This window comes from Streptomyces sp. CA189 (assembly GCF_056428985.1).
On record NZ_JBWJVM010000005.1, the window covers coordinates 54,922 to 81,084 of the forward strand.

The following is a 26,163-nucleotide window of genomic DNA, read 5'->3' on the forward strand; positions in this document are numbered from 1 at the left end:
GCCGGAACCACCCGCCCGCCCGCCCGTCACGGCAACGGCTGTGGCGGGCGGGGCCCGTGGTACTGCCCCCTCGGCCGCATCCGCAGCGGGCGCTCCTCGTACTCCTCCAGCGCGTGCGCGATCCACCCGGCCGTGCGGGCCACCGCGAAGACGGTCTCCCCCGCCTCCGGGGCCATCCCGCAGGAGACCGTCAGCACCGCCAGCGCCAGGTCCACATTGGGGTACAGGCCGCCGCCGTGCCGGGCCATCACCCCGGCCACCTCGCGCGCCGCGCCCAGCGCCGGACCGGCCTGCGCCAGCGGCTCCAGCCGCGCGAACAGCGCCGTCGCCCGCGGGTCCTCGCCCGCGTAGAGCCGGTGCCCGAGCCCGGGCACCCGGCGCCCGGCCCGCAGGTACTCCGCCACCACCGGCGCCGCGCCGCCCCGCTCCAGCACCTCCACCAGCATCCGGTGCGCGAGCCGCCCGGCCGCGCCGTGCAGGGGGCCTTCGAGCGCGCCGAGCCCGGCCGAGACCACCGCGTACGGATGGGCGCGCGCCGACGCGGCCACCCGTACGGCCAGGGTCGAGGCTGCCAGGTCGTGGTCGGTCAGCAGGGCCAGGGCCAGGTCCAGCACGGCCAGCGCGTCCGGATCGGGGTCCAGGGCGGAGAGCCGGGGCCACAGCTGCCGGGAGAGGCGGCCGTCCCCGCCCCACTGAGCCGGGCCCACCTCGGGCAGGGCGCCGACCAGGGTGGGGATCAGCGAGCGCGCGGAGCCCAGTACGGACGGGGCCGACAGGTCGAAGCGCAGCGGGTCCGCGACCGCCGCGGCGGCGAGGGCCACCCGCAGCCGGTCGATCGGACCGCCGTGCTCGGGCAGCGCGGCGACCGCCCGACGGGCCGCGGCGAGTGACTCCGGGGGAGCGGTGAAGCGGGCCCCGCGCACCAGGGTCCCCGTCCAGAGCCATTCGGCGACCTCCTCGTAGCGGTACCGCGAGGCCAGTTCCACGGCGTCCACGCCGCGGAAGTAGTAGCGGTCGGCCTCGATGAGGGTGAGCGCGGTGCGTACGGAGAGCTCCCCGGCGGAGGCGGCGGAACCGGCGGGCCCCGCCGCTTCGCGCCGGCTGCGCAGGGCCAGGGCCTCCACCTCGCGGGTATCGAAACTGCTGCCGCGTCCGACCGGGTCGCGGCGGCTCGTGAGCTGGCCGCGGCTGACGTACGCGTACACGGTCGCGGGCTTCACCCCCAGCAGCCGGGCCGCCTCCTGGGTGCCGATCCTTCGCTCACCGGACTCGCGCTCAGCGGACTCGTCGTTCATGACGCACACCCTACATATATTGATTTGATCAATATTGACAGTGATTGAGTCCATCATGGATGGTCGATCCATGAACGCAACCGTCGCACCCGCCGACAGCCCCCGCGGACTCGCGGGAGTCGTGGTCACCGAGACCCGGCTCGGTGACGTCCGAGGCCGTGAGGGCTTCTACCACTACCGCCAGTACTCGGCCGTCGAGCTCGCCGGGAGCCGCACCTTCGAGGACGTGTGGCACCTGATGTTCCGCGGCGCGCTGCCGGCCGACGCCGCCGAACGGGCCAGCTTCGCGGCCGAGATCGCCCCGCTGCGCCGGCTCCCCGCCGAGGTGCGGGACGCCCTGCCCGCCCTGGCCCGCGCCACCGCCCCGTCCGGCCCGCTCGCCGGGCTGCGCACGGCGCTCTCGCTGCTCGGAGCCTCCGCCGGCTTCCGCCCGGTCTACGACCTGACCCCCGAACGCCGCGCCGCCGACGCGCTGGCCGCCTGCGCCGCCGTACCGACCCTGCTCACCGCCCTGTACCGGCTCGGCCGGGGGCTGGAACCGGTGGAACCGCGCGAGGACCTCCCGTACGCGGCGAACTACCTCTACATGCTGACCGGGCGGGAGCCCGAGCCGGTCAGGGCCCGCGCGGTCGAGCGGTACCTGATCTCCACGATCGACCACGGCTTCAACGCCTCCACCTTCACCGCCCGCGTGATCGCCTCCACCGGCGCCGACGTCGTGGCCTGCCTCACCGGTGCGGTCGGCGCGCTCTCCGGCCCGCTGCACGGCGGCGCCCCCAGCAGGGCCCTGGACACCCTGGACGCCATCGGCACGGCGGACCGGATCGACCCGTGGATCCGCGAGCGGGTCCTCGCTGGCGACCGGATCATGGGCTTCGGGCACCCCGTCTACCGCACCGAGGACCCGCGCTCGCGGATGCTGCGCGGGATCGCCCTGCAGTTCGGCGGCCCGCTCGTGGACTTCGCCGTGGAGGTCGAGCGGCACGTGGAGGAGATCCTCGCCGAGCTCAAGCCGGGCCGGGAACTGCACACCAACGTGGAGTTCTACGCGGGCGTGGTCATGGAGCTGTGCGGGCTGCCGCGCGAGATGTTCACACCGACCTTCTGCGCGGCCCGCGTGGTCGGCTGGAGCGCGAACGTCCTGGAGCAGGCCGCCGACCCGAAGATCATCCGGCCCGCCGCCCGCTACACCGGCCCGACCCCGCCCCGGCCGGTCCCCGCCCTCGGCTGACGCTGGCTACGATCGACCGGGTGAACAGCATCCCCGTCATCGTCCTCGCCGGATTCCTCGGATCGGGCAAGACGACCCTCCTCAACCACCTCCTCGGCAACCGGGGAGGCACCCGGATCGGGGTCGTCGTCAACGACTTCGGCTCCATCGAGGTCGACGCGATGTCGGTGGCCGGCCAGGTCGGCGACTCGATGGTCTCGCTCGGCGGGGGCTGCCTGTGCTGCGCGGTGGACGGCAGCGAGCTGGACGCGTACCTGGAGAAGCTCGCCGACCCCGTCCACCGCATCGACGTGATCGTCATCGAGGCGAGCGGGCTGGCGGAGCCGCAGGAGATGGTGCGGATGCTCGTCGCCAACGAGAATCCGGCCGTCCGCTACGGCGGCATGGTGCACATCGTCGACGCGGCGGAGTTCGACGCGACCCGGGACAAACACCCCGAGACCGACCGGCACCTGGCCGTCGCCGACCTGGTGGTACTCAACAAGACCGACCGGATCGACGCCGCCGAGCGCACCCGGATCGAGGGCGCGCTCGCCACGCTCTGCGCACCGGGCATCCCGGTCGTCGGCGCGGACCACGGGCGGATCGACCCCGAGCTGCTCTTCGACCGCCGCCCCTGGGCCGAGACCCAGGGGCAGCTGTCCTTCGAGGACCTGCTGGCCCAGGCGCACGATCACACCGGCGGCCACGATGATCACGCGGGCCACGTGCACACCGCGTACGCGAGCACGGAGTTCGTCTCCGAGCAGGCCCTCGGCCCGCGCCGGTTCATCGAGTTCCTCGACCGCCGGCCGGCCGGCCTCTACCGGATCAAGGGCTCCGTCTACTTCGGCGTCCCCGGCCACGAGGAGCGCTACGAGGTCCACGCGGTCGGCCGCTTCCTCCGCTTCGCCCCGCACCCCTGGGGCCGGGGCGAGCCGCGCCTGACCCAGCTCGTCCTGATCGGCTCCGGCACCGACGGCCCCGCCCTGCTCCGCGCGCTGGAGGCCTGCCGCGAACCGGAGCCGTGGCACGCGCCCCCGGAGAGCATGTGGGGCGTCCTGCGCTACGTACACCGCCCGGCGGAACCGGCCCCGGACTTCGAACCGGACCCCGACCCGGCCGAGGTGGCCGAGCCCGATCCCGAAGACTTCTAGGGGCCGCCCGGTGTGGAACGAGACCGAAGACCCCGAAGAGGTGGACGCGGCCTTCGACCGCGGTGACCCCCGCGCCGGGGTCATGGTGATCGCCCTCGCGCTCAACCACCCGGACGCCGGGACCATCCTGCCCCGGGTCGCCCGCGCGATGCGGTCGCCCGATCCGGAGATCCGCCGTCAGGGCGTCATCGCCCTGGCCCATACGGCCCGGCTGCACCGCACCGCCGACCGGGACACCCTGGAGCTGCTGCGCGCCCGCCCGCGCGGCAACGAGGCCGACGACGACCTGTGGAGCTTCGTCCCGCACCGGCGGCTGCCGGGGTGGCTGTGGGTCCACCACTGGTCGCAGCCGTCGACCTGGGTCTGGCTGCTGAGCACTGGTTGGCGGCTCCCCCTGCGCCGTCTGCGCCGTCTGCGCCGTCCGCGTCAGGCGACCTCGATGCCGAAGTCGCCGAGCAAGGGTGCCAGGCCGCCGGGGTAGCCCTTGCCGCCGAGGACGAAGTCCCAGTCGCCGCCCGGACGGCGCCGGAAGGAACCGAGGACCAGGGCGGTTTCACCGGCGCGGCCGTCGGAGACCTCCAGCCGGCCCAGTTCCTCGCCGCCCGGCCCCAGCAGCCGGATCCGGGCGTCGGTGAAGCCGGCCAGATCGGCGTGCGGATTGACCTCCGGGTCGATCGCGGCGACGAGGACCAGCCGGTCCGAACGCTGCGGCAGCGCGTCGAAGGAGACCAGCAGCGCTGCCTTGTCGGGCGCCGCGTGCGCGTGGGTCCGTACCGAACCGTCCGGACTGTTCGGGTTGTTGAAGAACACGAAGTGGTCCTCGCTGAGTGCCCGGCCGCCTTCGCAGACCAGCGCGCACACGTCCAGCGCGACCGACCCCGCCCAGGACATCCCGAGCACGTTGTGGTCCGCGGCGGGCTCCGGTTCGGCCGTCCGCTGGGCCGGGACCGAGGCCGTCGTCCCCGGGCCGAGACGGCCGCGCAGTCCGTGCTGGTGCAGCAGGTCCACGAGTGCGGCCCCGGGAACCAACTCCAGCGGCTTGCCGTTGGCGAAGGTGTACGAAGTGGGCCCGAACGTCGCGGTGGTGACCAGCACTCCCTTGTTCGCGCCCTTGTCCTGCACCGTGCCGTACAGATCCCGGACCGCCGTCGGTGACACGGTGTTGCGGTAGCGCTTGACCTGCACCACGATCCGCCCGCCCGTGATCGGGGACGGGTCGTTCGCCTCGATGTCCACCCCGCCGTCGCCCGACCGCTGCGTGGTCACCGCCTCCATGCCCATCGCCCGGAACAGCTCCGCGACCAGGTTCTCGAAGGCGATCGGGTCCATCGCGAAGAGGTCCGGCTCGTCCTCGTCGCGGCCCGCGTGCCCGCCATGGCTGACGACGCCGCCGACCTCGCCGGGCCGACGCTCCGGGCGCACGGCGGCCGACTGGTCCGGCCGTGCGGACAACTGCCCGCCCAGCCCCTCCACCAGGCAGTCCACCGCGCTCACCAGCTCCAGCCGCAGCCCGGTGAAAGCGGACCGCGCCGCCGACACCGAGGCGAGTACGAGCTGCGCTTCCCGCCCCGTCACCGGATCGTGGGCGTCCACGAAACCGTTGACGACGACGGAATCCAGCACGCCGAACTCGTCTGCCGCGTACAGGTCGCGCACCACCAGCAGCACGCACTGCGCCAGCAGGTCCCGGTAGATCGCCCGCCGCTGCGTGGCCGGGCGGGCCGTCTCCTTGTCCTGGTCCGTGCTCGGCACGTACCGCACCGACTTGGCCTCGGGCACCACCCCGTAGCCGGGCAGTTCCCAGTCCAGCACCAGCTGGCGCCGCGCCGGGTCGTAGGCCGCCGACACCTGTCGCGGGAGGTTCTCCGGCCAGCCGGCCGAGGCGTACAGGGCCGCCGAGAAGTACTCCACCGCGGCCTCCGCGTCGCCCGCGCGCAGCGCCCCGGCCAGCTCGGTGAGCCCGCCGTTGTGCCCGCGGATCCCGGCGATCTGCTCCGCCGCCCAGCGGTCGTACTGCTGCCGGTACGCCGCCAGCTGCTGCTGCCGCTGCGCCTCCGCGGCCTGCGCCGCCTGCCAGGCCTGCGTGTACCGGGCGTGCGCCTCCCGCTCCGCCTGCGCCCGCCGGTTCGAGCCCAGGGTCCAGCCGCTGCTCTGCTGCTGGAAGTGGTGCAGCTGCGGCAGCGGCACCGGGTGCGCCAGGGTCCCCGGATCGAAGGGTTCGAGCCGCTCGGTCCTGGCCAGGGCGGCCAGCCGGAACGCCGGCGCCCGGCAGCCCGCGGCCAACAGCCCCTGCAGGGCCGCCACCTGGGCGTCGAGCCGCTCGGTCGCCCGCCGCGCCTCGGCCTCGCGGTGCTGTTTGTAGGCGGCCTGCTGCTCGCGCTGTCCCCGGGCCACGTCCCGTTCGTACGCCCGCTGCCGGCGGTCGGCCTCGCGCTGCTGGATCAGCTGCGTCTGCTGCGTCCGGCGCTGGGCCTCGGCCCAGTCACTGATCAATCCGCCCGACCGACGATTCATCAGTTCTGTGTCTCCCCGCCCCACCCGACAATGCCAAGAGGGAAAACACTAGTCGCCATTCGGGTGGTACGTCCGCCCAGTCGTCACGGCAGTACCACCCGAATGACCTGGAACCTCCTACAGCACAGCCCCCGCCAGCGCCGCGACCACCGCCGGCAGCGCCGTACCCGAGCCGTCCCGGCGCGGGTCGGCGGCCGGCAGCAGGGCCGGAGTGCCGTTCGCCGCCGCCGCGCGGACCGGAGAACCGCCCGCCCAGGCCAGCAGCAGCACGTCCTCGCCCTTCAGGAAGCGCTGGCAGCGCACGCCGCCGGTCGCCCGGCCCTTGCGCGGGTACTGGTCGAACGGGGTCAGCTTCCCGGACTGCATCGAGTCGTCCAGCGTCCCGTGCGAACCGGCCACCGTGAACACCACGGCCTCGCGCGCCGGGTCCACCGCCGAGAAGTGGATCACCTTGGCGCCGTCCGCGAGCTTGATGCCCGCCATACCGCCCGCCGGGCGGCCCTGCGGGCGGACCTGGCCCGCCGGGTAGCGCAGCAGCTGGGCGTCGTCGGTGATGAAGACGAGGTCCTCCTCGCCCGTGCGCAGCTCGACCGCTCCGATGATCCGGTCACCGTCCTTGAGGGTGATGACCTCCAGCTCGTCCTTGTTGGCCGGATAGTCCGGCACGACCCGCTTGACCACGCCCTGCTCGGTGCCGAGCGCCAGGCCCTGCCCGGACTCGTCCAGCGAGGTCAGGCAGACGACCTTCTCGTCGGCCTCCAGCGCGGAGAGGAACTCCGTGACCGGGGCGCCGCCCGCCAGGTTCGGCGCGGCGTGGGTGTCGGGCAGTTGCGGCAGGTCGATGACCGAAAGCCGCAGGAGCCGCCCGTACGAGGTGACCACGCCGATCTCGGCCCGCGCGGTCGCCGCGACCTGCGAGACGATCAGGTCGTGCTTGGCGCGGGCGCCGCCCTCCTCCTCGGGGAGCGGCTCGGCGTTCGGCGTGCGGGCGAGCAGCCCGGTGGAGGACAGCAGCACCCGGCACGGGGTGTCCTCGACCTCCAGCGGGACCGCCGCGACCGGCGTACCCGCCGACTCCAGCAGCACCGTACGGCGCTCCGTGCCGAACTTCTTCGATACCGCGGCCAGTTCCGCCGAGACCAGCTTGCGCAGCTCGCTGTCGGAGTCCAGGATCCCGGTCAGCTCGTCGATCTCGCCGGCCAGCCGGTCCCGCTCGGACTCCAGCTCGATCCGGTCGAAGCGGGTGAGCCGGCGCAGCGGGGTGTCCAGGATGTACTGGGTCTGGATCTCGCTCAGCGAGAAGCGCTCCATCAGGCGCTCCTTGGCCTGGGCGGAGTTGTCGCTGTCCCGGATGATCCGGATGACCTCGTCGATGTCGAGCAGCGCCACGAGGAGGCCCTCGACCAGGTGCAGCCGGTCGCGCCGCTTGCCGCGGCGGAACTCGCTGCGTCGGCGCACGACCTCGAAGCGGTGGTCGAGGTAGACCTCCAGCAGCTCCTTGAGGCCCAGCGTCAGCGGCTGCCCGTCGACCAGCGCGACGTTGTTGATGCCGAAGGTCTCCTCCATCGGCGTCAGCTTGTACAGCTGCTCCAGGACGGCCTCGGGGTGGAAGCCGTTCTTGATCTCGATGACCAGGCGCAGGCCGTGCGAACGGTCCGTGAGGTCCTTGACGTCCGCGATGCCCTGGAGCTTCTTCGAGCCGACCAGGTCCTTGATCTTCGCGATGACCTTCTCGGGGCCCACGGTGAAGGGCAGTTCGGTGACGATCAGCCCCTTGCGGCGCGGGGTCACGTCCTCCAGGGCCACCGTGGCGCGGATCCGGAAGGTGCCGCGGCCGTTCTCGTAGGCGTCCTTGATGCCCGAGAGGCCCACGATCCGGCCGCCGGTGGGCAGGTCGGGACCCGGTACGAAGCGCATCAGCGCTTCCAGGTCCGCGTCCGGGTAGCGGATCAGGTGGCGAGCGGCCGCGATGACCTCGCCGAGGTTGTGCGGGGCCATGTTGGTGGCCATGCCCACCGCGATCCCGGACGCGCCGTTGACCAGCAGGTTCGGGTACGCGGCCGGCAGGACGACCGGTTCCCGCTCCTGGCCGTCGTAGTTCGCGGTGAAGTCGACGGTGTTCTCGTCGATCCCGTCCGTCATCAGCGAGGCGGCGTCGGCCATCTTCGACTCGGTGTACCGCATCGCGGCCGGCGGGTCGTCGTTGCCGAGCGAGCCGAAGTTGCCGTGGCCGTCGACCAGCGGGAGGCGCATGGAGAAGGGCTGCGCCATGCGCACGAGGGCGTCGTAGATCGACGCGTCGCCGTGCGGGTGCAGCTTGCCCATGACCTCGCCGACGACACGGGCGCACTTCACGTAGCCGCGGTCGGGGCGCAGGCCCATCTCGTTCATCTGGTAGACGATGCGCCGGTGCACCGGCTTCATGCCGTCGCGGGCGTCGGGCAGGGCGCGGGAGTAGATCACCGAGTACGCGTACTCGAGGAAGGAGCCCTGCATTTCGTCGACGACGTCGATGTCGAGGATCTTCTCCTCGAAATCCTCCGGCGGCGGGGTCTTCGTGCTGCGGCGGGCCATCGCTGCGCGGCTCCTTAACCAAGATTCGGGATGAGCTGAGCTCTCACGGGGTGGGGCTGGGACTGGACTGGGACGGGTCTGGGACGGGCGGGCGGGCGGTTTCGGACAGGGGTGACGCGGACCATTGTGGCCCGAGGCACCGACAACGCCGACTCCGACCCAGGACTGGGCCGGGAACTTCTCCGCCTGCCGACACGCTTGCATACAGTGGCAGGTCTGACAGGAATCTCTGCATCGCGATCGAAGGGACCACATGCCCATGGGTCACACGGCCACAGCTCACGCAGGCTCCGGCGGCCTCACAGCGACCGAGCACCGGCTGGCCAACGGCCTGCGCGTGGTGCTGTCCGAGGACCACCTGACCCCGGTCGCCGCGGTCTGCCTCTGGTACGACGTCGGCTCGCGCCACGAAGTCAAGGGACGTACGGGCCTGGCTCACCTCTTCGAGCACCTGATGTTCCAGGGCTCGAAGAACGTCTCCGGCAACGGCCACTTCGAACTGGTCCAGGGAGCCGGCGGTTCCCTCAACGGCACCACCAGCTTCGAGCGGACCAACTACTTCGAGACGATGCCGACGCACCAGCTGGAGCTCGCGCTGTGGCTGGAGGCAGACCGGATGGGCTCGCTGCTGGCCGCCCTGGACGACGAGTCCATGGAGAACCAGCGCGACGTCGTCAAGAACGAGCGCCGCCAGCGGTACGACAACGTCCCGTACGGCACGGCCTTCGAGAAGCTGACGGCCCTGGCCTACCCGGAGGGCCACCCGTACCACCACACCCCGATCGGTTCCATGGCCGATCTGGACGCCGCGTCCCTGGAGGACGCGCGCGCGTTCTTCCGTACGTACTACGCGCCCAACAACGCGGTGCTGTCGGTCGTCGGCGACATCGACCCCGAGAAGGCGCTCGCCTGGGTCGAGAAGTACTTCGGCACCATCCCCGGCCACGACGGCAAGCAGCCGCCGCGCGACGGCTCGCTGCCCGAGATCATGGGGGAGCAGCTGCGCGAGGAGGTCGTCGAGGAGGTTCCGGCCCGTGCGCTGATGGCGGCCTACCGGCTCCCGCACGACGGCACCCGCGAGTGCGACGCCGCCGACGTGGCGCTGACCGTCCTGGGCAGCGGCGAGTCCTCCCGGCTGCACAACCGCCTGGTGCGCCGCGACCAGAGCGCCGTCGCGGCCGGCTTCGGCATGCTGCGCCTGGCCGGCGCGCCCTCGCTGGGCTGGCTGGACGTCAAGACCTCCAGCGGCGTCGAGGTACCCGCCATCGAGGCGGCCGTCGACGAGGAGCTCGCGCGGTTCGCCGCCGAGGGCCCGACGGCCGAGGAGATGGAGCGCGCGCAGGCCCAGCTGGAGCGCGAGTGGCTGGACCGGCTGAGCACGGTGGCCGGCCGCGCCGACGAACTGTGCCGCTTCGCGGTGCTCTTCGGCGACCCGCAGCTGGCGCTGACCGCCGTCCAGCGCGTCCTCGACATCACCGCCGAGGAGGTGCAGGCCGTGGCCGCGGCCCGACTGCGCCCCGACAACCGCGCGGTGCTCGTCTACGAGCCGATCGCGGCTGATGACATCGAAGAGACCGACGCGAGCGAGAACGAGGGGGCGGAGCAGTGAGCGACACCGCAGCCGTCACGATGACCTTCCACCCGCGCCCCGAGGCCGGCGAGCCGCAGCCGTGGGCCTTCCCGGCCCCCGAGCGCGGGGTACTGGCCAACGGCCTGACCCTGCTGCGCTGCCACCGCCCGGGCCAGCAGGTGGTGGCGGTCGAGATCAACCTCGCCGCCCCGCTCGACGCGGAGCCCGAGGGCCTCGACGGCGTGGCCACGATCATGGTCCGCGCCCTGTCCGAGGGCACCGACAAGCGCTCCGCCGAGGACTTCGCCGCCGAGCTGGAGCGCTGCGGCGCCACCCTCGACGCGCACGCCGACCACCCCGGCCTGCGGGTCTCCCTCGAGGTCCCGGCCTCCCGCCTGCACAAGGCGCTGGGCCTGGTCGCCGAGGCGCTGCGCACGCCGGCCTTCGCCGAGGCCGAGGTCGACCGCCTGGTGCGCAACCGGCTCGACGAGATCCCGCACGAGAGCGCCAACCCGCAGCGCCGTGCCGCCAAGCAGCTCTCGAAGGAGCTCTTCCCGGCCTCCCTGCGGATGTCCCGCCCGCGTCAGGGAACCGAGGAGACGGTCGCCCGCATCGACTCCGCGGCCGTACGGGCCTTCTACGAGGCCCACGTGCGCCCCGCGACCGCCACCGCGGTGGTCGTCGGCGACCTGACCGGCATCGAACTGGACGCCGTCCTTGCCGACACCCTGGGCGCGTGGACCGGTGACACCACCGCCCCGCGTCCGGTTCCGCCGATCACCGCCGACGACACGGGCCGCGTGGTCATCGTGGACCGGCCCGGCGCGGTCCAGACGCAGTTGCTGATCGGCCGCATCGGCGCGGACCGGCACGACCGGGTCTGGGCGCCCCAGGTGCTCGGCACGTACTGCCTGGGCGGCACCCTCACGTCCCGGCTGGACAAGGTGCTGCGCGAGGAGAAGGGGTACACGTACGGCGTGCGCGCCTTCGGCCAGGTGCTGCGCTCCACGGCCGACGGCAAGGGCGCCTCGATGCTGGCCATCAGCGGCTCGGTGGACACCCCGAACACCGGCCCGGCCCTGGACGACCTCTGGACGGTGCTGCGCACCCTCGCGCAGGGCGGCCTGACCGACGCCGAACGGGACGTGGCCGTGCAGAACTTGGTGGGCGTGGCCCCGCTGAAGTTCGAGACGGCGGCCTCCGTCGCGGGCACGCTCGCCGACCAGGTCGAGCAGGAGCTTCCGGACGACTACCAGGCGCAGTTGTACGCGCGGCTCGCCGAGACCGGGACGGTGGAGGCCACTTCGGCGGTCGTCAGCGCCTTCCCGGTGGACCGCCTGGTCACGGTCCTGGTCGGCGACGCCTCGCAGATCGCAGAGCCGGTGCGGGCCCTCGGGATCGGCGAAGTGACCGTGGTCGCCAACTGACCCTCCGTTGACTGTCGGCGGGTTGCCAACTGGCCCGCCGCACAAGGAGGCTCCGGCAAGGGACTCCGGCGGCTTGCCCGTCGGAGTCCCTTTTGTCTTTTCTATTCCTTTAGTCGTGTGGTTGCTTGTATGTGGTGTGGCGTACGCAACAAAATGGCGTGTCTGTTTGGCGATTGACTGATGATCCGCCTAGCGTCGGCCGTGCTGTTCGTCAGTTGTAACCGCCGCATCCGCGGCACCGGACAGCAATCGCCGAGTCCCCGTCAGGCGCGAGCCTGGGGAGCCGGGGACCCACTTGTGTCCCTGGGGTGAATCGGACCGCCTCGCAAGAGGGGGCCCGTAGGAGACCTTCCTGCTCCGAACCCGTCAGCTAACCCGGTAGGCGAGAGGGAAGGAAAGGATCAGCCCCTTCATGGCGTTTGGCAGTAGTGCCGCCGGCAAGCACCGTGGTTCGAGCCGTATGAGCCGCAGGACCGCCGGCTACGCCGGCATAGCCGCCCTCGCCGCCACCGGCGTCGTCGGCTCCCTGGCGGGTCCCGCGTTCGCCGCGGACAATTCCCCCTCCTTCGAGGACACCGGCAGCCTCAACACCATCGTGGTGGCCGACGAGCTCGCCGGTGACGTCGAGGCCCAGGCCCACTCCCAGCAGCGCGCCGCCGAGGCCGCCGCCGCCAAGGCGCAGGCCGAGGCCGACGCCAAGCAGCGGGCCGCCGAGGCCAAGGCGAAGGCCGAAGCCCAGGCCAAGGCCGAGCGCGAGGCCGCCGAGCGCGCCGCCCGCGAAGAGGAGCGCAAGCGCCTCAACACCTTCGTCTCCCCGATCGACGGCTCCTACGTCAGCACGCAGTACCACGCGGGCGGCGCCATGTGGTCCTCCGGCAGCCACACCGGCATCGACTTCCACGCCGACTCCGGCACCTCGGTGCGCTCGGTCGGCCTGGGCACCGTGATCGAGGCCGGCTGGGGCGGCGCGTACGGCAACAACGTCGTCATCAAGCACGCCGACGGCACGTACACCCAGTACGGCCACCTGTACTCGGTGAGCGTCCGGGCCGGCCAGCAGGTCGCCCCGGGCCAGCAGATCGGCCTCTCGGGCAACACCGGCAACTCCAGCGGCGCGCACCTGCACTTCGAGGCCCGCACCGGCGCCGACTACGGCTCGGACATCAACCCGGTCGCGTACCTGCGCTCGCACGGCGTCACCCTCTGACCCCACCGTCGCACCGCACGACTTCCGCGAAGGCCCCGGCTCTCTTCGAGCCGGGGCCTTCGTGCTTGATGTTTCGCGCTTCGTGCTTCGCGTTGTGTGAATGTTTCGTATTTCCGGCCGTCCTCGGAAATTATCGTGTGTTGCAATAGAGTCGCAACGCGCACAGCCATACGAAAAAGGCGGAGGTTCCGGTCTTGCGTATTCCCGCGCACACGGTATGCACAGCGATCCGCGATGACATCGTCTCCGGGGTGTTCGGGCCCGGCAGCCGGCTGACCGAGGAGGTACTGGCCCGCCGTTACGGAGTCTCGCGGGTCCCGGTGCGCGAGGCGCTGCGCACGCTGGAGTCCGAGGGGTTCGTGACCACCCGCCGGCACGCGGGCGCCTGTGTGGCCGAGCCGACCGAGCAGGAGGCGGCCGACCTCCTGGAGCTGCGGATGCTGCTGGAGCCCCTCGCGGCCGCCCGGGCGGCCCGGCGGCGCAGCGAGGCCCACCTCAAGGTGCTGCGCGGGCTGGTCAGGCTGGGCCAGGAGCGGGCCAGGAGGGGCCAGGGGGAGGATCTGCGCTCCCTGGGCGGCTGGTTCCACGAGACGCTCTCCCAGGCCTCGGGCAGCCCCGGGCTGATCGCGCTGCTCACCCAGATGCGCCACAAGGTGGCCTGGATGTACGTGGTGGAGGCCCCGGTGCGGCCCGTGGAGTCCTGGGCCGAGCACGGCGCGATCGTGGACGCGGTGGCCCGGGGCGACGCCGAGCGGGCCCGGGCGCTGACCGCGGCGCACGTGGACCGGGCGGCGGGGGCGCACCGGATGCGCGTGAGGACTTTGCAACCTGCAGTAAACACGGCGAGCGTTCCGCATTAACAAACGCCGTATACAAAGGTGGGATATCCGGGCCGGGTCATAATGTCCGCGCCGGACGCCATTCCGCCTGAATTCGGTCCACCGGAATCGAGTGTTTCGGAAAGTGTGCCGGAAAGTGCGGTGCGCGTATTTCCGCCCGTGTGGATGGGGCGATGCGTCGATGAGGCGGCGGCCGACCGGCATTTCGCGCGAAAAGCAGCGAAGCCGTTGCCCTCGACCGTGGTGGCCGGGGGCAACGGCTTCGCCGTGCAAGTCCTGCGAGTCCTGCGGGTCGAACCCGAAGGGTCAGACGGTCTCGGGGAGCTCCTCGAGACCCTCGGCGACCAGCTTCGCGAGGCGGTCCAGTGCGGCCTCGGCGCCGTCGGCCTCGGACGAGAGGACGATCTCCTCGCCGCCCTGGGCGCCCAGGCCCAGAACCGCCAGCATGGAGGCGGCGTTGACGGGGTCGCCGCCGGCCTTCGCGATGGTCACCGGGACGCCGGAAGCGGTCGTCGCGCGGACGAAGATCGAGGCGGGACGAGCGTGCAGGCCCTCGGCCCAGCCGACGTTGACGCGGCGCTCTGCCATGGTGATGCCCTTCAGGTTCTTACGGTTGTCTAGACCAGTCTCTCACGACGTCCGGAATGGTCGAGCCGACCTTCGGCCCGAGTTTCCCGCCATTCGACCTGCCCCAGCTTGCCCTGATCCGAGCCACCTTGCCCGATGCGCCGCGCCCAGGCCACTCGAAGCGTTCGAGCCTTAAGGTGGCCCCATGACCACCGAGTCCGACCCCTCGTACCCGGACCACTGGGAAGCCGACGTCGTCCTTCGCGACGGTGGAACCGCCCGGATCCGGCCCATCACCACCGACGACGCGGGCCGGCTGGTCAGCTTCTACGAGCAGGTCTCGGACGAGTCCAAGTACTACCGGTTCTTCGCGCCCTACCCCCGGCTCTCCGACCGCGACGTGCACCGCTTCACGCACCACGACTACGTGGACCGCGTCGGCCTCGCCGCGACGATCGGCGGCGAGTTCATCGCCACCGTCCGCTACGACCGGATCGGCGCCGACGGCCGCTCGGCCACCGGACCCTCCGACGAGGCCGAGGTCGCCTTCCTCGTCCAGGACGCCCACCAGGGACGCGGAGTCGCCTCCGCCCTGCTCGAACACATCGGCGCGGTGGCCCGCGAACGCGGGATCCGCCGTTTCGCGGCCGAGGTGCTGCCCGCCAACAGCAAGATGATCAAGGTGTTCACCGACGCCGGCTACCAGCAGAAGCGCAGCTTCGAAGACGGCTCCGTCCACCTCACGCTCGACCTCGAACCGACCGCCGAGTCCCTCGCCGTCCAGCGCGCCCGCGAACAGCGCGCCGAGGCCCGCTCCGTCCAGCGGCTGCTGGCCCCCGGCTCGGTGGCCGTGATCGGAGTCAGCCGCTCCCTCGCCGGCGTGGGCGCGGCGGCCCTCCGCAACCTGCGGGACAGCGGCTTCCACGGCCACCTCTACGCCGTCAACGAGGCGGTCACCCGCGATCTGCTCGACGGCGTACGGGCCTACCCCACGCTCGGGGCCGTCGGCGCCCCGGTCGACCTCGCGGTCATCGCGGTCCCCGCGGACCGGGTCCCGGACGCGGTGGCGGCCTGCGGCGAACACGGGGTGCAGGGACTGGTCGTCCTGTCGGCCGGATACGGGGAGAGCGGGGCCGAGGGCCTGGCCCGCCAGCGCGAACTGGTGCGGCAAGTGCGCTCGTACGGGATGAGGCTGATTGGACCGAACGCCTTCGGGGTGATCAACACGGCTCCCGAGGTGGAGCTGAACGCCTCCCTCGCCCCCGCGCCGGCCCCCGCGCGCGGGAGGGTCGGCCTGTTCACCCAGTCCGGGGCGATCGGCATCGCGCTGCTCTCCGGGCTGCTGCGGCGCGGGGAGGGGCTGTCCTCCTTCATCTCCGCCGGGAACCGGGCCGACGTCTCCGGCAACGACATCCTCCAGTACTGGTACGACGACGAGGCCACCGACGTCGCGCTCATGTACCTGGAGACCCTGGGCAACCCGAGGAAGTTCACCCGGCTCGCCCGGCGCACCGCGGCCGTCAAGCCGGTGGTCGTCGCCAAGGGGGGCCGGCACACCCCCGCCGGGCACGTGGTCCCCGGCACCCGGCTGCCCGAGGCGACGGTTTCGGAGCTGCTGCGGCAGGCGGGAGTCATCAGGGTCGACACGGTGACGGAGCTGGTGGACGTCGGCCTGCTGCTGGCCTCGCAGCCCGTACCGGCCGGGCCGCGGGTGGCCATCCTCGGCAACTCCGAATCGCTCGGGGTCCTCACCTACGACGCCTGCCTGACGGAGGGGCTGCGGCCGCTCGCGCCGCTCGACCTGACCACGGCCGCCTCGCCGGAGGACTTCCGCACGGCCGTCGCCACGGCGCTGGCCTCGCCGGACAACGACGCCGTCGTCGTCACCGCGATCCCGTGGGTGAGCGAGCACGCGCTCGCCGACGATCTGGCGGAGGCCCTGCGGGCTGCGGTCGCCGCGCACCCCGGCAAGCCGGTGGCCGTGGTCCATGTGGAGCTGGGCGCCCTGGCGGAGGCGCTCTCGGCGGCCACGGCTCCGGCAGCCGCGACGGCCCTCGCGGACGCGCTCCCCGCCACGCTGCCGACGCCCGCGACGGCCCTGGCGGCCCTGGCCTCCGGGTCCGCGGCCAGGACCGACGCCGTGCCCGCCGCCTCCGACGGACCCGCCGCCTCCGCCACCGCCTCCGTCGTGCCCGCCGCCTCCGCCGGATCCGCCACCCCCGCCGTGCCCGTCGCCGCGGCGGGGGTGGCGGTCCAGCCCGACCCGGCCTCCGCCGCCGCGGGGAGCGAGGCCCCGCCCGCTCCCGGCACCACCCGGATCCCGAGCTACCCCGCCGCCGAGCGGGCGGTCAAGGCCGTGGCCGAAGCCGTCCGGTACGGCCAGTGGCGCCGGGGCATCGCCGAGGTCGGGCAGGTGCCCGAGTTCGAGGACATCGACGAGAGCGGGGCCGCCGGGCAGCTCTCCCGCCTGCTGGCCGGCGTAGGGGAGGAGGAGGTGGCGACCCTGGACGACCCCGATGCCCGCGAGCTGCTCGCCCGGTACGGGATCCGGGTGCTCTCCACGCTCCCGGCCCCCAGCGCCGACGCCGCGGTGCGCGCCGCCGCGGTCCTCGGCTACCCCGTCGCACTCAAGACCACCGCCCCGCACCTGCGCCACCGCGCCGACCTCGGCGGGGTCCGCCTCGACCTCACCACCGAGGCCGAGCTGCGCCGCTCGTACGAGGAGCTCACCCACGCCCTGGGCAAACCGCAGGAGCTGCTCCCCGTGGTCCAGTCGATGGTCCCCCGGGGCGTCGACACCGTCATCCGCTCGGTCATCGACCCCGCGGCCGGCGCCGTACTGTCCTTCGGGCTCTCCGGGGTCGCCTCCGAACTGCTCGGCGACACCGCCCACCGGCTGGTTCCCGCCACCGACAAGGACGCGGCGAGCCTGATCCGCTCGATCCGCACCGCTCCGCTGCTCTTCGGCTGGCGCGGCAGCGACCCCGTGGACACCCCCGCCCTGGAGGAGCTGCTCCTGCGCCTCTCCCGCCTCGTCGACGACCACCCCGAGGTGGTCGGGGTCGCCCTGGAGCCCGTCGTCGTCGCCACCGAGGGGCTGTCCGTGCTCAGCGCGAGCGTCCGCGTCGCCCACCCGCCTGCCCGCGGCGACCTCGGCCCGCGGACCCTGCCCAGCTACTGAGGTCCGGGGCGGCCGAGGTGCCCCATACGGGCCTTAGGATGGACCTCATGGCGAAATCCGGTACGACGACCCAGGGGCTGCGCACGGCGATCGAGCGCAGCGGCTACTACCCGGCCCTCGTGGCCGAGGCCGTGGAGGCCGCGGTAGGCGGCGAGCCGATTTCGTCGTACCTGGTCCACCAGGAGACGACCTTCGACTCCAACGAGGTGCGCCGGCACGTCACCGTGCTGGTCCTCACCGGCAACCGCTTCATCGTCAGCCACACCGACGAGCAGGCCGCCGACGCCGGGTCCCCGTCGCCGTACGCGACCACCTCCACCGAGTCGGTCAAGCTGGCCAGCATCTCCTCCGTGGTGCTCAGCCGCGTCGTCGCCAACCCGGAGTCCTACACTCCCGGCACCCTGCCCCGCGAGGTCGTCCTGACCATCGGCTGGGGCGCGGTCTCGCGCATCGACCTGGAGCCCGCCGCCTGCGGAGACCAGAACTGCGACGCCGACCACGGCTACACCGGCAACTCCACCGCGGACGACCTCAGCCTGCGCGTCAGCGAGGCCGGCGACGGCCCCGAGGCGGTCCGCCAGACCCTGGTCTTCGCGCAGGCGCTCTCCGAGGCCACCGCAGCCACGTCCGCCACCCCCGCCCGCTGATGGCGTACTCCACCGCGCAGAGCTGGCAGGACGAGCCGGAGCTGCTGGACCTGGCCGGCGCCCCGGTGCCGCACTACGGCACCGGCTCGCTCGCCGACCTGCTGCCCACCCTCGTGGCCGGCCAGGGCGTACCCGGCTTCGAGGCCTCGATCGCCGAGCTGACCCCGGCCGACCGGAACTGCGTGTTCCTGGTCGACGGCATGGGCTGGGAACAGATCAAGGCCCACCCGGACGAGGCCCCGTACCTCACCTCGCTCCTCTCCACCTCGCGCGGCGGCACCGGCCGCCCGATCACCGCGGGCTTCCCGGCGACCACCGCCACCTCGCTGGCCTCCGTCGGCACCGGCCTGCCGCCCGCGCGGCACGGCCTGCCCGGCTACACCGTGCGCAATCCCGCCACCGGCGAACTGATGAACCAGCTCCGCTGGCACCCGTGGACCTCGCCCAAGCCCTGGCAGCCGTACCCGACGGTCTTCCAGCAGGCGGACGCGGCCGGGGTGGCCACCGCGCAGGTGTCCTCGCCGGCCTTCCAGACCACCCCGCTCACGAAGGTCGCGCTGAGCGGCGGCACCTTCCTCGGCCGGATGACCGGCGAGGAGCGCATGGACCTCGCGGCCGAGCGGCTCGCGGCCGGCGACCGCTCGCTCGTGTACACGTACTACAGCGAGCTCGACGGGGCCGGCCACCGGCACGGCGTCGACTCCGACGCCTGGCGCGGCCAGCTCATGTACGTGGACCGGCTGGTCCAGCGGCTCGCCGAGCAACTGCCGCCGCGCACCGCCCTGTACGTGACCGCCGACCACGGCATGGTGGACGTCCCCTTCGACGAGGACTCCCGCATCGACTACGACGACGACTGGGAACTCGGCGCGGGCGTGGCCCTGCTGGGCGGCGAGGGCCGGGCCCGGCACGTGTACGCCGTACCGGGCGCCGAGGCCGACGTCCTGACCGTCTGGCGCGAGGTCCTCGGCGACCGCTTCTGGGTCGCGAGCCGGGCGGAAGCCCTGGAACTGGGCTGGTTCGGGGCACCGGGCGAATGCGACGAGCGGGTACTCGGCCGCATCGGCGACGTGATCGCCGCCGCCCAGGCCGACGTGGCGATCACCGCCTCGCGGGCCGAGCCCAACGAGTCGGCCCTCGCGGGCATGCACGGCTCCATGACCCCGGCGGAGCAGCTGGTCCCGCTGCTCGAAATCCGCTCCTGACGCTCCGAGCCCAGACCTTCCGCTTCCCTTCCCCCTCTTCCTTCGAAAGGCCTTGTACCCCCCATGCCCGAGCTGGTGTTCTTCTCCGGAACGATGGACTGCGGAAAGAGCACACTGGCGCTCCAGATTGCCCACAACCGCGACGCTCGCGGCCTGCAAGGCGTGATCTTCACCCGTGACGACCGCGCGGGCGAGGGTAAGCTGTCCTCCCGCCTGGGTCTGGTGACGGAGGCGGTCGAGGCGCCGGAGGGCATGGACCTGTACGCGTACGTCGTCGCCCAGCTCACCAAGGGCGGCAAGGCGGACTACGTGATCGTGGACGAGGCGCAGTTCCTGGCCCCGGCCCAGATTGACCAGTTGGCCCGCATTGTGGACGACCTCGACATGGACGTGTTCGCCTTCGGTATCACCACGGACTTCCGTACCAAGCTGTTCCCGGGCTCGCAGCGCCTGATCGAGCTGGCGGACCGCCTGGAGCAGCTCCAGGTGGAGGCCCTGTGCTGGTGCGGCGCCCGCGCCACCCACAACGCCCGCACGGTGGGCGGCGAAATGGTCGTCGAGGGCGCCCAGGTCGTCGTCGGCGACGTGAACCGCCCGGCGGGGGAGATCGGCTACGAGGTCCTGTGCCGCCGCCACCACCGCAAGCGGATGACCTCGGCTGCGGCCCACGCCGGCGCCCTCTCCCCGGACGTTCTCCCGGTCAGCCACGCCTGACCGTCCTCCTCGGTACGGGTGCACCTGCGGCCTGGCGCCGGAAGCGTCCCAGGAGTCCTGAGGGGAACCGGCGGGGTCCCCGCTAGCGTTTCCCTCTAGGACGCTGACCGGCGCTGGAGGGGATACGAGCCATGGAACTGACCGGAGAAATCGTCGCGATACGGGATGGTCGGGGCAATCCGGCACGCCTGGTGGGGGAGTTCCGCCGTGCCGTGCTGCTCGTTCCGCTCGCCGACGGTCCAGATGGTGGTCTGATGTCGGCGGTTTCGGGTGGTGTCCGCTGGATCTACGCGTTCACCGATGAGGAAGCGCTGGCCCGGTTCGCCGAGGCGCGCGGGGAGTCCGGCCGGGAGTGGGAGTACCTCTCGGTGCTGGGCGCGCGGCTGGTCGATGCGGTGGTTCCGATGGCGGACCGCCCGGCCGGTGTGGCCGTGAACGTCGCGGACGGGGACGGGGACGGGTCGATGTTCTTCCCGCCCGTTGCGGGGATCGTTCCCGAGGGCAGCGCCGTCGATCTCGGCGATCGTGGGGAGGCTGCCTGATGGCGGGGAACGGGGACCTGGAGGTTTCGCCGGCGGCGGTCAAGAACATCCGGGACGGGCTGCGGGCGGCGATCGGGGAGCTGCGCGAGTCGGGGGACGCGGCCGGCGCGTCGATGGGTGCGGGTTTCGAGAACCTGGCGATGACGGGGATGGAGGCCGGGCACGCCGGGCTGGCCACCGATTTCGAGGATTTCTGCGAGCGCTGGGAGTGGGGTGTTCGCAGTCTCGTGCAGGACGCGAGCACGCTGGCCCAGTCGTTGGGGATCGCGGCGGGCTCGGTGTGGGAGGAGGAGCAGTACCTTCACGGCACGTTCAGGGTGGTGGCGAACGCGGCGTACGGCAATCCGCATGCCAGTGAGGACGAGATCGAGAAGAAGCCGTGGGGAGAGATCTTCTCCGCGGACGTCTACAAGCCTGATTACAGCGCGGAGTCCTTCGAGAAGGGCAACGAGCAGATGCGGCAGACCTGGTCGGACACCGGTGACCAGCTCACCTCCACGGGCAGGATCGGTTCGTTGAAGGATCTGCTGGAGCAGGCGAAGCGTGATGGGGTCGGTCACTGATGGGGTGGCGGGATTTCGTTCCGGACGGGGTCGAGGGCTGGGCCGAGGACCGGGTCGAGGACGTCGGTGATGTCGTCGAGTGGGCCGGTGACAAGACGGCCGGTCTGGCGGAGGACGTCGGTCTGGACGGTGCGGGGGACTGGATCCGCGACAAGAGCCGCTCGGCCGCCAACCGACTGGGCGCGGATGTCGCGGAGCTGGAGCTCGGTCAGACCGAGGACCCGAACAAGCTGGTCTACGGCAGTGTGGCGAAGATCCGCGCGCAGGTTTCCCACCTGAACGACTTCAAGGCTTCCTTCGACAAGGTCGGCAACGGGCTGAAGGGGATGGGGGAGCCGGACGGCCTGAAGGGCAAGACGGCTGATTCGTTCCGGGAGTCGGTGGCGAAGGAGCCGCCGCGCTGGTTCAAGGCGGCCGAGGCGTTCGGGAAGGCCGCCGACGCGATGGGCCGGTTCGCGGAGACCGTGGAGTGGGCGCAGGGGCAGGCCAAGGAGGCGTTGGAGGAGTACAACCGGGCGAAGAAGGTCTCCACCGAGGCCCGCGGCGCGCACAACAAGCTGGTCGACACCTACAACGAGGCGCTGAAGGCGAAGCAGGACCCGTTGCCGCCGCGCCCTTCGGAGAACTTCACCGACCCGGGGACTTCGCTCGCCACGGCCGCGCAGGACAAGCTCGACAGCGCCCGCAAGCAGCGCAACGACGTCGCGGAGACGGTCCGTACGGCGGTCCGTGCCGCACGTGACGCGGCTCCGCCGAAGCCCTCGTACGCGAAGCAGCTCGGCGACGGCATGGACTATCTGGACCTCGCCGGGACGCACCTGGCGGGCGGTGTCATCAAGGGCACGGCGGGGATCGTGAACTTCGCGCGGGCGCTGAACCCGATGGACCCGTACAACCTGACGCATCCGGCCGAGTACGTGACGAACCTGAACTCGACGGCGGCGGGTCTGGTCACGCTGGCCAACGACCCGATGGGCGCGGGCAAGAAGATGCTCGACGAGTTCATGAAGGACCCCTCCGAGGGCATCGGCAAGCTGATCCCGGAGCTGATCGGTTCCAAGGGCCTGGGTGCCCTGAAGAAGGTCGGCTCGGCCGCCAAGCTCGCCGACGACATCCCGACCGGCCCAGGGCGCAGGGGCCTGGACGCGGACGGCCCGCACGTGAGCGAAACGCCCGATGTTGCAAAGCGGTACGACAATACCGACCCGATCGACCTGGCCACTGGCCGGATGTTCCTACCGCAGACCGACATCGTGCTGCCCGGCACCCTGCCCCTGGCCTTCATCCGGCGCGCGGAATCGGGGTACACCCTCGGCCGCTGGTTCGGGCCGACCTGGGCGTCGACGATCGACCAGCACCTGGAGGTCGACCCCGAGGGCGTCGTGCTCGTCACCGAGGACGGCCTGATCGTCGCCTACCCGCATGCCGCCCCCGGCGTCCCCGTCATGCCGGTGTCCGCCTCCGCGCCCCGACACCCCCTCGAGCGCACTCCGGACGGCGACTGGACGCTCACCGACCCCGCCGCCGGGCAGGTCCGCCGCTTCACCCCGCCCGCCGGCGACCCGGACGGCGACGGCATCGCGCCGATCGCCCAGCTGGAGGACCGCAACGGCAACCTCGTCACCTTCGAGTTCGACGCTCACGGCACCCCACTCGGCATAGCCCACTCGGGCGGATACCGCCTTCGCTTCGAGACCGCCGAAGGCCGCATCACCGCCCTCCACCTCGACGGCGGCCCGCGCATCCTCGCCTACGGCTACACGGCCGGACATCTCACGGGGGTCGTCAACTCCTCCGGCCTGCCGCTCCGCTTCAGCTACGACGACCGTGGCCGCATCACCTCCTGGACCGACACCAACAACCGCTCCTACACCTACGCCTACGACGAGCAGAACCGCTGCGTCGCGGAGGGCGGCGGCGAGGGACACATGGTGCTGCGCCTGGCCTACGACGCCGTTGACGAGGCAACGGGCCACCGCGTGACCGAGACCGTCACGGGTGAGGGGCACACTCGCCAGTACCTCGTCGACGACACGTACAAGATCGTGGCCGACACCGATCCCCTCGACAACACCACGCGCTACGTGCGCGACCGCCGCAACCGTTTGCTCGCACAGACGGATCCGCTCGGCCGCACCACCTCCTATCGCCACGACGACGACGGCAACCTCGTCTCCGTGACGCGCGCCGATGGGCGCGAGAGCACGGCCCGCCACAACGAGTTCGGCCAGCCCGTCCACGTCAGAAGGGCCGACGGCCATGTGGTCCGGTACGCCTACGACGGGCGCGGCAACCGGATCTCGGCCACCGACTCGTTCAACAGGACCACCCGCTTCACCTACGACGAGGCGGGCGGCCTCACCTCGGTCACCGACCCCCAGGGCAGCACGACCGCCATCCGCTGCGACCGCGTCGGCCTCCCCGTCGAAGTCACCGATCCGCTCGGTGCCACCACCCGCTTCGAGCGGGACGCCTTCGGCCGACCCACCGCCGTCACCGACCCGACAGGCGCCACCACGCACCTGGAGTGGACGGTCGAGGGCAGGCCGGCCCGCCGCGTCCACGCGGACGGCGCCATGGAGAGCTGGACCTGGGACGGTGAGGGCAACTGCACCAGCCACACCGACCGGCTCGGCGGGGTCACCCGGTTCGAGTACACCGAGTTCGATGTCCTCACTGCCCGCACGGGCCCTGACGGCGTCCGCTACACCTTCCGGCACGACGCAGAACTGCGCCTCACCGAGGTGACCAGCCCCCAGGGCCTGACCTGGAACTACACGTACGACCCCGCAGGACGCCTGACGTCCGAGACCGACTTCGACGACCGCACGATCACCTACGTCCACGGGCCCACCGGCAGCCTCGTCTCCCGCACGAACGCACTGGGTCAGACCACCGCATTCGAGCGCAACGCACTCGACCAGATCGTTCGCAAGGACGCTGACGGCAACGTCACCACCTACGCCTACGACCTCACCGACCAGCTCGCCCACGCCCAGGGCCCCGACGGAACGACCGTCACCCTGCTGCGCGACCGCGAGGGTCGCCTGCTGTCGGAGACCGTCGACGGACGCGCCCTCACCTACGTTTACGACGAGCTGGGCCGGCGTACCGGCCGCACCACGCCGACCGGTGCGACGGCCAAGTGGAGCTACGACGGCGCAGGCCGCCGCACGACCATGACGGCCTCCGGCCGCTCTCTCGACTTCACGTACGACGCCGCGGGACGTGAGGTGACGCGCCGTGTCGGCGACGACCTCGCCCTGGACCACGTCTTCGACCCCGTGGGACGCCTCACGGCCCAGACGGTTACCGGCCCGGCCGGGGCTCGCGTGCGGCACCGCTGCTACAGTTACCGGGCGGACGGTCACCTCACCGCGGTCGATGATGCCGGCAGGGGCCGGCAGGAATACGAGCTCGACGCTGCCGGGCGGGTCACCGCGGTCCGGGCAGCCGACTGGACCGAGAGCTACGTCTACGACCAGGCCGGGAACCAGACCTTCGCGTCATGGCAGACGGACCACACCGGCCATGTGGCCAACGGCGAGCGCACTTACGAGAAGAACCGGATCCTCCGCGCGGGAGCCGTGCGCTACGAGCACGACGGGCTCGGCCGCGTCACCGTGCGGCGCAAGACGCGTCCGTCCCGCAAGCCGGACGTCTGGCGCTACGAGTGGGATGTCGAGGACCGTCTCGTATCCGCCACCACTCCGGACGGCACCGTGTGGCGCTACCTCTACGACCCCCTCGGCCGCCGCACGGCCAAGCTCCGCCTGGCCGAGGACGATGGGACCGTCACCGAGCGGATCGACTTCACCTGGGACGGGAACACCCTGTGTGAGCAGACCAGTAGCTCGAGTGATCTGCCTCACCGGGTCGCGATCACGTGGGACCACCAAGACATCCGGCCGATAGCCCAAACCGAACGCATTCTCGACGCATCCTGGGAAGAAATAGACTCCCGGTTCTTCGCGATCGTCACCGACCTGGTCGGCACCCCCACCGAGCTCATCGACGAGTCCGGCAACGTGGCGTGGCACAACCGTTCCACGCTGTGGGGCATCACCACGTGGGCAGCGAACAGCACCGCCTATACGGCTCTCCGCTTTCCGGGTCAGTACGCCGACCCTGAGACCGGCCTCCATTACAACTACTTCCGCCACTACGACCCCGAGAACGCCCGCTATCTCACCCCGGACCCCCTCGGCCTCACCCCGGCGCCGAACCCCTCCACCTACGTGACGAATCCGCACGCGTGGACGGACTACCTGGGCCTGGCGCCGGACTACATCCCGATCTACCGCACGCCGAAGGGGGCCCACGCCCAGTACGAGCTCGACCACGGGCCGAACCCGGCCAACCACCAGCCCGGGGTGGACATCGGTGGCGGTATCATCTCGGACGGCAAGATCTACTTCGGTGAACGGGCCGTGGCTGCGGAGTACGCCGGACCGACGGGAGCGAACTTCGCCAAGGGAATGGTCAAGTACGAAATGCACCCGTCATTCCTCGAAGAGTTCGGCGACCATGCGAAGGTCCACGACAGGAACGGGCCGAACGGCGCGCCGCGCATCGAGTTCGAGATCCCCGTGGACAGGCTCGACCGGTTCAACGAGCTCACCCAGAACCGCAGCTGGGTCGAAATCTTTGGAGGGCCCCAATGAGGTTCCGTGATCACCAAGAACTCGACGTGACGGTCGTCGCGGTCGCCCCCGTGGGCGCAAAGGTGGAAGTGGACGGATCCGACGGCGTATTCGGATTCGTCGACCAGGTGAAGCACCCGTCCTGGTGGGACGAGAACGTGGCGCCGCTGCACGCCGGCGAAAAGCTCCACGTCTGTGTGCTGGACGCCACCCGCGAGCCGTTTCCCCGTCTCAGCGCGCTCCAGAACGACATCGACATCGCCCGGCGACTGAGAGGCGACGCCTAGCACGGCAACGGTGTCACCCTC

The 26,163-nt window shown here is 71.8% G+C and carries 19 protein-coding genes and 1 riboswitch; of the genes, 15 read left to right on the forward strand and 4 right to left on the reverse strand.

From position 1 onward, the window contains the following. Window positions 1-26: 26 nt before the first annotated feature. Complete coding sequence (locus tag AC061S_RS06150) at window positions 27-1,295, reverse strand: citrate synthase (RefSeq protein WP_478684815.1); 1,269 nt, start codon at window positions 1,293-1,295, stop codon at window positions 27-29. Between the two features lie 55 nt (window positions 1,296-1,350). On the opposite strand from AC061S_RS06150, the gene AC061S_RS06155 reads away from it, so the two are divergent. From AC061S_RS06155 to AC061S_RS06165, 3 genes are read left to right on the forward strand one after another with little or no spacing between them, the layout of a single operon-like run. Beyond that, a complete protein-coding gene (locus tag AC061S_RS06155; protein ID WP_478684816.1) occupies window positions 1,351-2,526 on the forward strand; it encodes a citrate synthase in 1,176 nt (391 codons plus the stop codon). A 20-nt stretch (window positions 2,527-2,546) separates the two neighbouring features. Continuing rightward, window positions 2,547-3,662 carry a CobW family GTP-binding protein gene (locus tag AC061S_RS06160; RefSeq protein ID WP_478684817.1) on the forward strand — a complete coding sequence of 372 codons (1,116 nt, stop codon included), beginning with the start codon at window positions 2,547-2,549 and terminating at the stop codon, window positions 3,660-3,662. 10 nt (window positions 3,663-3,672) lie between these two features. After that, window positions 3,673-4,143, forward strand: a complete 471-nt coding sequence (locus AC061S_RS06165) for a hypothetical protein (RefSeq protein ID WP_478684818.1) — start codon at window positions 3,673-3,675, stop codon at window positions 4,141-4,143. Here AC061S_RS06165 and AC061S_RS06170 read toward each other — a convergent pair. Both AC061S_RS06170 and AC061S_RS06175 read right to left on the reverse strand, forming a co-directional pair. Further along, window positions 4,089-6,176, reverse strand: a complete 2,088-nt coding sequence (locus AC061S_RS06170) for a restriction endonuclease (protein ID WP_478684819.1) — start codon at window positions 6,174-6,176, stop codon at window positions 4,089-4,091. The two genes, AC061S_RS06165 and AC061S_RS06170, sit on opposite strands and share 55 nt — an antisense overlap. Window positions 6,177-6,293: 117 nt before the next feature. After that, the gene (locus AC061S_RS06175; protein ID WP_478684820.1) at window positions 6,294-8,750 is read right to left on the reverse strand and encodes a DNA gyrase/topoisomerase IV subunit A; all 2,457 of its coding nucleotides are present in this window, start codon (window positions 8,748-8,750) and stop codon (window positions 6,294-6,296) included. Between the two features lie 259 nt (window positions 8,751-9,009). Between AC061S_RS06175 and AC061S_RS06180 the strand changes: the two genes are divergently transcribed. The 4 genes from AC061S_RS06180 (at window position 9,010) to AC061S_RS06195 (ending at window position 13,814) form a co-directional block, all read left to right on the forward strand. Beyond that, window positions 9,010-10,359, forward strand: coding sequence for a M16 family metallopeptidase (locus AC061S_RS06180; protein WP_478684821.1), 1,350 nt, complete (start codon window positions 9,010-9,012; stop codon window positions 10,357-10,359). 20 nt (window positions 10,360-10,379) lie between these two features. Continuing rightward, window positions 10,380-11,747 (forward strand): M16 family metallopeptidase, encoded by a 1,368-nt coding sequence (locus AC061S_RS06185; RefSeq protein WP_478684919.1) that lies wholly within the window; start codon window positions 10,380-10,382, stop codon window positions 11,745-11,747. A gap of 240 nt (window positions 11,748-11,987) precedes the next feature. Continuing rightward, window positions 11,988-12,147, forward strand: a riboswitch (cyclic di-AMP (ydaO/yuaA leader). A gap of 12 nt (window positions 12,148-12,159) precedes the next feature. Beyond that, on the forward strand, window positions 12,160-12,954 hold the full coding sequence (locus AC061S_RS06190) for a M23 family metallopeptidase (RefSeq protein WP_478684822.1): 795 nt from the start codon (window positions 12,160-12,162) through the stop codon (window positions 12,952-12,954). Window positions 12,955-13,148: 194 nt separating this feature from the next. After that, the gene (locus tag AC061S_RS06195) at window positions 13,149-13,814 is read left to right on the forward strand and encodes a GntR family transcriptional regulator (protein ID WP_478684823.1); all 666 of its coding nucleotides are present in this window, start codon (window positions 13,149-13,151) and stop codon (window positions 13,812-13,814) included. A gap of 285 nt (window positions 13,815-14,099) precedes the next feature. On the opposite strand, the gene AC061S_RS06200 is transcribed toward AC061S_RS06195, so the two are convergent. After that, on the reverse strand, window positions 14,100-14,381 hold the full coding sequence (locus tag AC061S_RS06200; protein WP_250746483.1) for an HPr family phosphocarrier protein: 282 nt from the start codon (window positions 14,379-14,381) through the stop codon (window positions 14,100-14,102). A 184-nt stretch (window positions 14,382-14,565) separates the two neighbouring features. Here AC061S_RS06200 and AC061S_RS06205 point away from each other — a divergent pair, with 184 nt between their 5' ends. The 8 genes from AC061S_RS06205 (at window position 14,566) to AC061S_RS06240 (ending at window position 26,142) form a co-directional block, all read left to right on the forward strand. Beyond that, a complete protein-coding gene (locus tag AC061S_RS06205) occupies window positions 14,566-17,541 on the forward strand; it encodes a bifunctional acetate--CoA ligase family protein/GNAT family N-acetyltransferase (protein ID WP_478684824.1) in 2,976 nt (991 codons plus the stop codon). A 38-nt stretch (window positions 17,542-17,579) separates the two neighbouring features. Beyond that, window positions 17,580-18,188, forward strand: a complete 609-nt coding sequence (locus AC061S_RS06210; protein ID WP_478684825.1) for a DUF5998 family protein — start codon at window positions 17,580-17,582, stop codon at window positions 18,186-18,188. Continuing rightward, complete coding sequence (locus tag AC061S_RS06215) at window positions 18,188-19,393, forward strand: alkaline phosphatase family protein (protein ID WP_478684826.1); 1,206 nt, start codon at window positions 18,188-18,190, stop codon at window positions 19,391-19,393. Before AC061S_RS06210 ends, AC061S_RS06215 begins: the two co-directional genes overlap by 1 nt. A 63-nt stretch (window positions 19,394-19,456) precedes the next feature. Continuing rightward, on the forward strand, window positions 19,457-20,107 hold the full coding sequence (locus AC061S_RS06220; RefSeq protein ID WP_478684827.1) for a thymidine kinase: 651 nt from the start codon (window positions 19,457-19,459) through the stop codon (window positions 20,105-20,107). Window positions 20,108-20,238: 131 nt separating this feature from the next. Beyond that, window positions 20,239-20,649: a hypothetical protein gene (locus tag AC061S_RS06225; RefSeq protein WP_478684828.1), complete on the forward strand. Its 411-nt coding sequence runs from the start codon at window positions 20,239-20,241 to the stop codon at window positions 20,647-20,649. Next, window positions 20,649-21,212, forward strand: a complete 564-nt coding sequence (locus tag AC061S_RS06230) for a hypothetical protein (RefSeq protein WP_478684829.1) — start codon at window positions 20,649-20,651, stop codon at window positions 21,210-21,212. The genes AC061S_RS06225 and AC061S_RS06230 overlap by 1 nt, the downstream gene beginning before the upstream one ends. Then, window positions 21,212-25,876: a putative T7SS-secreted protein gene (locus AC061S_RS06235; protein ID WP_478684830.1), complete on the forward strand. Its 4,665-nt coding sequence runs from the start codon at window positions 21,212-21,214 to the stop codon at window positions 25,874-25,876. The genes AC061S_RS06230 and AC061S_RS06235 overlap by 1 nt, the downstream gene beginning before the upstream one ends. Then, on the forward strand, window positions 25,873-26,142 hold the full coding sequence (locus AC061S_RS06240; protein ID WP_478684831.1) for a hypothetical protein: 270 nt from the start codon (window positions 25,873-25,875) through the stop codon (window positions 26,140-26,142). The genes AC061S_RS06235 and AC061S_RS06240 overlap by 4 nt, the downstream gene beginning before the upstream one ends. The last annotated feature ends 21 nt before the right edge of the window (window positions 26,143-26,163 follow it).